4 protein-coding genes are annotated in these 5,829 nt (G+C 71.2%); 2 read left to right on the top strand and 2 right to left on the bottom strand.

Annotated features, from left to right (window positions below):
- Positions 1 to 128: 128 nt before the first annotated feature.
- Entirely contained in the window at positions 129 to 1,103 is a 975-nt protein-coding gene (locus tag J0670_RS27770) for a LysR family transcriptional regulator (RefSeq protein ID WP_307806723.1), read from the top strand.
- 3 nt (positions 1,104 to 1,106) lie between these two features.
- On the opposite strand, the gene J0670_RS27765 is transcribed toward J0670_RS27770, so the two are convergent.
- A complete protein-coding gene (locus J0670_RS27765; RefSeq protein WP_243437612.1) occupies positions 1,107 to 2,339 on the bottom strand; it encodes a low temperature requirement protein A in 1,233 nt (410 codons plus the stop codon).
- 459 nt (positions 2,340 to 2,798) lie between these two features.
- Positions 2,799 to 4,505, bottom strand: coding sequence for an ABC transporter family substrate-binding protein (locus J0670_RS27760; RefSeq protein WP_207814438.1), 1,707 nt, complete (start codon positions 4,503 to 4,505; stop codon positions 2,799 to 2,801).
- A gap of 351 nt (positions 4,506 to 4,856) precedes the next feature.
- Here J0670_RS27760 and J0670_RS27755 point away from each other — a divergent pair.
- On the top strand, positions 4,857 to 5,829 hold a 973-nt coding region (locus tag J0670_RS27755), incomplete at its 3' end, for an ABC transporter permease (protein WP_207814437.1).

Genomic DNA, 5,829 nt, shown 5'->3' with positions numbered 1-5,829 from the left:
GCGGATGATGCCAACCGGCCATAGCCCGGGCGCATACCGGTGGGGATCCGCCGAGTGTTCCGTCGGCCTGCCCTTGATCTCCTGTCATGTCCTTGGCGATACGCCTCGGTGGCGTCTATGCTCCCGTCGTGGAGCTCGACGTGAGACACCTCCGGGTGCTGTGCGCGATAGCCGACACCGGCAGCCTCCGCAAGGCCGCGCTCCAGCTCGGCATGACGCAGCCTTCGCTCACCACCCAGTTGCACCGCATCGAACGGGCCATCGGCGGCACCCTGTTCACCCGCGAGCAGACCGGTAGCCGGCCCACCGCGCTCGGCCACTCGGTGCTGTCCCGGGCCCGGCCGGTGATCAGCGAGATGGCCGCGCTGGTCTCCGCCGCCCGTCAGGAGGCCCGCGATTCGACCGGCCCCGGCCGGCAGCGGCGGCTGCGCATCGGCAGCGTCGGCAGCCGGGCGGTCGCGGCCTGGCTGCGCCGGGTGCACGAGCGGCTGCCGGACACCGACACCACCATCCACGTCGACGTCTCCGCCAGCGCGCTGCTGCGCATGGTCGCCGCCGACCAGCTGGACGTGGCCTTCGTGTACGAGAGCGAGGGCTTCCCGCTGCGGGTGCCGCCGGACGCCGAGCACCGGGTGCTGATGGCCCGTGAGCCTCAGTTCGTCGCGCTCGCCGCCGGGCACCCGGCCGCCGCCCGCCCGGTCGTGCACCTGGCCGACCTCGCCGAGGACACCTGGATGGTCGATCCGACCGCCGACCACGAGTACGCGGCGATGCGCCGGGTGTTCAGCGAGGCCGGGCTCAACCCCCGGGTGGTACAGGTGCGGGACAACGCCACCGCCTCCGAACTGGTCGCCTCGGGCGAAGCCGTCCGCCCCTGCCAGCCGACCTCGCTGCCCGGGCCCGGCACGGTGGTCCGCCCGGTCCACGGGGACCCGCTGGCCGTCCGGCTGCTGTTCACCTGGCGCCCGCGCGCGCTCAACCCGCCCGCCCTGGACGCGCTGTACGACGAGCTGCGCGCCGCCTACCTGGATCTGGCCAAGGTCAACCCGGCCTACCTGGCCTGGCTGGAGCGGCACGAACCGGTGCTGCTGGAGCGCGTCTGAACCTCAGGCCGCCCCGCCGTCCCGAGTCTCCCGGCTCTCCCTGCTCTCCCGGCTGTGGATCAGCACGCCCACCGCGACCATCAGCGCGCAGACCAGCCCCGCCGCCGGCACCCCGGAGCCGCCGAGCGCGGTGCAGGCCAGCACCAGCACCGCCCCGGTCGGCGCGATCGACTGCGCGAGCGCGCCGCGCTTGGTGTGCCGGGAGTGCAGGAACCAGACCGTGAACAGGTAGACGGCGGTCGGTACGGTCACCGTCGCGGCCGCGGCCGTCTCGGAGATCTCCGCCCGGTGCACGGCCGACTCCACCGCCACCTCCAGCCCGGCGCCGATCGCCGCCGCCGAGCCGAACACCAGGTAGTGCCCGTACCCCCAGGCGAAGGCCTGCCGACTGGAGCGCAGGTGCTGGTGGACGGGCCGGGCGAAGTAGATCCACCAGGCCGCGAAGCAGATCAGCAGGCCGCCCACCGCCACCGGCACCAACCGGCCCAGCTCCTCGTGCTCGTCCACCGCCGACTGCACCGCCACCGTCGCCGCGGCCACCGTCTCGCCGAGCACGATCAGGGTGAACAGCCCGTACCGCTCGGCGATGTGGTGCGGGTGCCAGGAGGTCCGCAGCCGCAGCTCGGCGACCACCGGCACGGCCAGCTCGCACAGCACCCCGATGGGGATGATCACCGGCCGTACGGCGTCCGGCAGCAGCAGCACCACGACCCAGCCGACCTGGCAGAGCGCGATCCCCACCGCGTACCGCAGCGCGACCCGGCGGGCCTCGCCCTGCTCTCCGGCGGCCGCGCGCAGCCACTGGGTGACCATCGCCAGGCGCATCACCACGTAGCCGGCGATCGCCAGCGTGAGGTCCTGGGTGGCGAACAGCCGCGGCACCCCGGCCGCGAGGATCAGCACCCCGGCGATCTGCACCAGCGTGGTGAGCCGGTACGGCACGTCGTCGCAGTCGTACGCGGAGGCGAACCAGGTGAAGTTCATCCAGGCCCACCAGATCGCGAAGAAGGCGAGCGCGTAGCCGCGCAGGCCCTCCCCGTAGTGCCCGGCCGCCAGGGAGTGGGCGAGTTCGCGCCCGGCCTGACCGACCGCGACCACGAAGCACAGGTCGAAGAAGAGTTCCAGCGGGGTGGCGACCCGGTGCGGCTCGTGCCGGTCGCGCGGGACCATCCGGCGCACCGGGGGCGGGTCGACGGGGTGCGGGCGGTGTGCCGCGGCGGCGGGATCACTGGCCATCGGTGCTGCTCCGGAGGTCGGGAGGGCTCGCTGTCCCGCGCATCCTGGCAGCGGCCCGAGCCCGGCGCACGCACCGGCGCGGCATCCGGCGACCCCGTAAGGACCCTGGCCCGACGACCCCTTTTGTCCCTTTTCTTCTTGCTGTCAGCCGTAGTTGACGCTTCGGTGCGCGAAGTGGGTGACAGTACGGCGGGTTTCCGGGTGTGCCCCGCGCGCTCTGCCGCGACCTCCCGGAACGCCCCGCTAGATTCGTCCCCGGTTGGAAGCGAGCGCGGGCCCTGCGGGGCCCCCTGACACGGGCGGCCTGCGAGCAACGCGGAAGGTCAAGGCGGGTGGCAGGACAGCGGGGGCGGCGGAGCCGACCCACTCATGTCCGCACCACCCACCTCGTGATCACCGCGCTGCTCGCCAGCGCCTGCCGTGCGGTCGCGCTCGCCCTCGCCGCCCCGGCGGCCCGGACTACTTCTCCCAGCCGACCTTGCTGTAGTCCTCCTCCGCGAGGCCGAAGGCACCGTAGTTGGCCAGCCCCTTGCGGACCGCCACCACGGCCGGCCGCTGGTACAGCTCGACGGTGTGGCCGAGCTCCCAGATCTTCGCGTCCGCCTGGTTGTAGAGCTTCGCGGCCTCCACCGGGTCGACCGTCCCGGACGCCTTCTTCAGCAGCTCGTCGATCTCCGGGGTGCCCAGCCGCGACGGGTTGCTGAAGGTGTTGTCGCCCACCGGCAGGCGGAAGTTGGCCAGGCTCTTGGAGTTGGGGAAGGAGTCGGTGTTGCGCCAGCTCGCGATGTCGAACTTGCCCGGGGTGATGTACTTGGCGAAGAAGTCGTTGGCGGCCACCTTGTCCAGGTCGACCTTGACCCCGACCTGCTGCCACATCGCCGCGGCGGCGGTGGCGAGGTCGAGCTGGGCCTGCGGGGTGCCGTCGCTGAGCACCCAGTGCAGCTCCAGCGGCTTGCCGTCCTTGGTGCGCGGCTGGCCGCTGCCGGCGTCCTGCCAACCGGCCTCGTCCAGCAGCTTCTTGGCCGCGGCCGGGTCGAACTTGGCCCAGTCGCCGGAGTTGTCCTGGTAGCCGGCCTGGTTGGGCATGATGATGTGGTTGCCGAGCGGCTTGAACTCCACCGGCACCCCGTTGTTGGCGATCTTGATCAGCGCCGAGCGGTCGAGCGACTTGCCGAGCGCCTGGCGGACCTTCTGGTCCGCCAGCGCGCCGGTGCCGCCGAAGGAGATGTGCACCTCGTCCCACGGGCTGGCGGCCCGGATCACGGTGTCCTTGTTGTCCTTGAGCTGCCCGTACGCGGTGGCGGTGCCGGCCGAGGCGAGGTCGATCTCGTTGTTGAGGTACGCCTGGATGCTCGCCGCCTTGTTCATCGCCCGGAAGGTGATCTTGTCGAGCTTGGCCCGGGGGCCCCACCAGGCCGGGTCCGGAACGAGGGTGAGGGTCTGCGCGGTCTTGTCCGCCGTACCGATCTTGAACGCGCCCGCGGTGATCGGGATCTTCTCCACCCAGCCCTTGTTGAAGTCGTCCGGGGTCGAGATGCCGGCGGCCGGGATCAGCGGGCGGAACAGGTTCTGCCAGTCCGCGTACGGCTGCGAGAAGGTGACCTTCACCTCGGTGGGGTCGGCGCCCTGCTCGACCGCGGAGATCAGCTCGTAGCCGGACGGGTCGTAGCCGTTGTACGCCGGGTCCTTGCCGTTGCTGGTCTGCCAGTCCGCCTTGAAGTCCAGGTAGCTGAGCGGCTTCCCGTCCGACCACTTGGCCTTGGGGTTCAGCCGGTACGTGACCACCTGCGGCGAGGTCGAGGTGACCTTGGCGTCCACCAGGAAGTTCGGGTCGGCCTGGAAGGTGCCGGAGGCGTCGGTCCTGAACAGCGTCGGCTCCACGGCCCGGATGAGGTTCACCGTGTCGGTGTAGGAGCCGCCGTCCACCTGGAGCGGGTTCCACTGGCTGATCCACTGGTCCAGCTGGAAGCGCACCTCGCCGCCGTCCTTGATCTGGTCCGGCGACTTGGCGTTGATGTCCTGGGAGTCCTGTCTCGGCGGCTCGCTCTTGGCCACGTTGTCGGCCGAACCGCCCCCGCCCGAGGTGCACGCGGTGACCGCCAGCGCGACGGCGACGGCGAGCACGGTCGCCCGGCCGAGGCGGCGGGCCGTGGTGGAAGCGTCCATGAGGGTCCCCCTGGGATTGGTGACGGGAGTTGAGCCGGTTCGTGACGGGAGTTGGGCCGTGAGAGGCATGAGTCGGCTTGAGCGTGGGCACTCAATCCGGCATCGAGCCAGCCGAACGTAACAGCGGATCAGATTCGCCACCAGGGGGAGGAGCGCACACCTGATCCAAAAGCCACACACCGCAATGCCGCCGCAACACCACCGCCGCACCCCGGTGCTTCACTCTGACCTGCGCTTTCACCAACTCTCCTGCCGAATACGCCATCTGACGCCCCGACCGGGCCCGACCGAAGGCCACCATCCGATGCCCACCAGACGCGTCGACCCCACCCCCACCCCGGGCGGCCGTTGATGCTCCGCTACCTGGCGAAGCGGCTGAGCTACTACGCGGCGCTGCTGATCGCCGCCGTGTTCCTGGCGTACGCGATCTCCGCGAGCGCCCTCCAGCCCCGCACCTACTTCGACGCCAAGGTGCCCCGCCCGTCCGCCGAATCGGTCGAGCGGCAGCTCACCGCGCTCAACCTGAACGACCGCACCCCGGTCGTCGAGCGCTTCGGCCACTGGGCCGGCGGACTGCTGCACGGCGACCTCGGCCGGACCATCCACGACACCCCGGTCACCGACGACTTCGGCCGCCGGGTCTGGGTCTCGCTGCGACTGCTGCTGCTCGGCAGCCTGCTCGGCACGGTCCTCGGCGTCGCCGCCGGGGCGTGGAGCGCCGTCCGCCAGTACCGGCTCTCCGACCGGCTGCTCACCGTGATGTCCTTCGTGCTGCTCTCCACCCCGGTCTTCCTCGTCGCGCTGTTCCTCAAGAACGGCGCGATCGCCGCCAAGGACGCGGCCGGCCACGAGGTCATCCCGTTCACCGGCTACGAGACCCCCGGGCTGGCCGGCGGCATCGGCGCCCACCTCGCCGACTGGGCGCTGCACCTGCTGCTGCCCACCATCTCGCTCGCCCTCGGCGGCATCGCCACCTACAGCCGCTACCAGCGCGGCACCATGCTCGACGTGCTCGGCTCCGACTACCTGCGCACCGCCGAGGCCAAGGGCCTCACCCGCCGCCGGGCCCTGTTCAAACACGGGCTGCGCACCGCCGTGATCCCGATGTCGACCATGTTCGCCTACAGCTTCCTGGGCATCTTCACCGGTGCCATCTTCACCGAGACGATCTTCGGCTGGCACGGCATGGGCGAGTGGCTGATCCAGTCGATCAACGAACAGGACGTCAACTCGGTGGTGGCGATCAACCTGTTCACCGCCGTCGTCGTGCTCGCCTCCGGCTTCCTGGCCGACACCCTGCACGCCGCCCTCGACCCGCGCGTGC

This window comes from Streptomyces sp. FH025 (genome assembly GCF_017427025.1).
Classification (GTDB): Bacteria; Actinomycetota; Actinomycetes; order Streptomycetales; family Streptomycetaceae; genus Kitasatospora.
Note: the sequence above shows the minus strand (reverse complement) of the source record. Positions and strands in the feature narration are given on the sequence as shown.

Bases quoted from the DNA above. Each gene is read 5' to 3' on its own strand.
- J0670_RS27760 (WP_207814438.1), bottom strand. From the start codon at position 4,505: ATGGACGCTTCCACCACGGCCCGCCGCCTCGGCCGGGCGACCGTGCTC.
- J0670_RS27765 (WP_243437612.1), bottom strand. From the start codon at position 2,339: ATGGCCAGTGATCCCGCCGCCGCGGCACACCGCCCGCACCCCGTCGAC.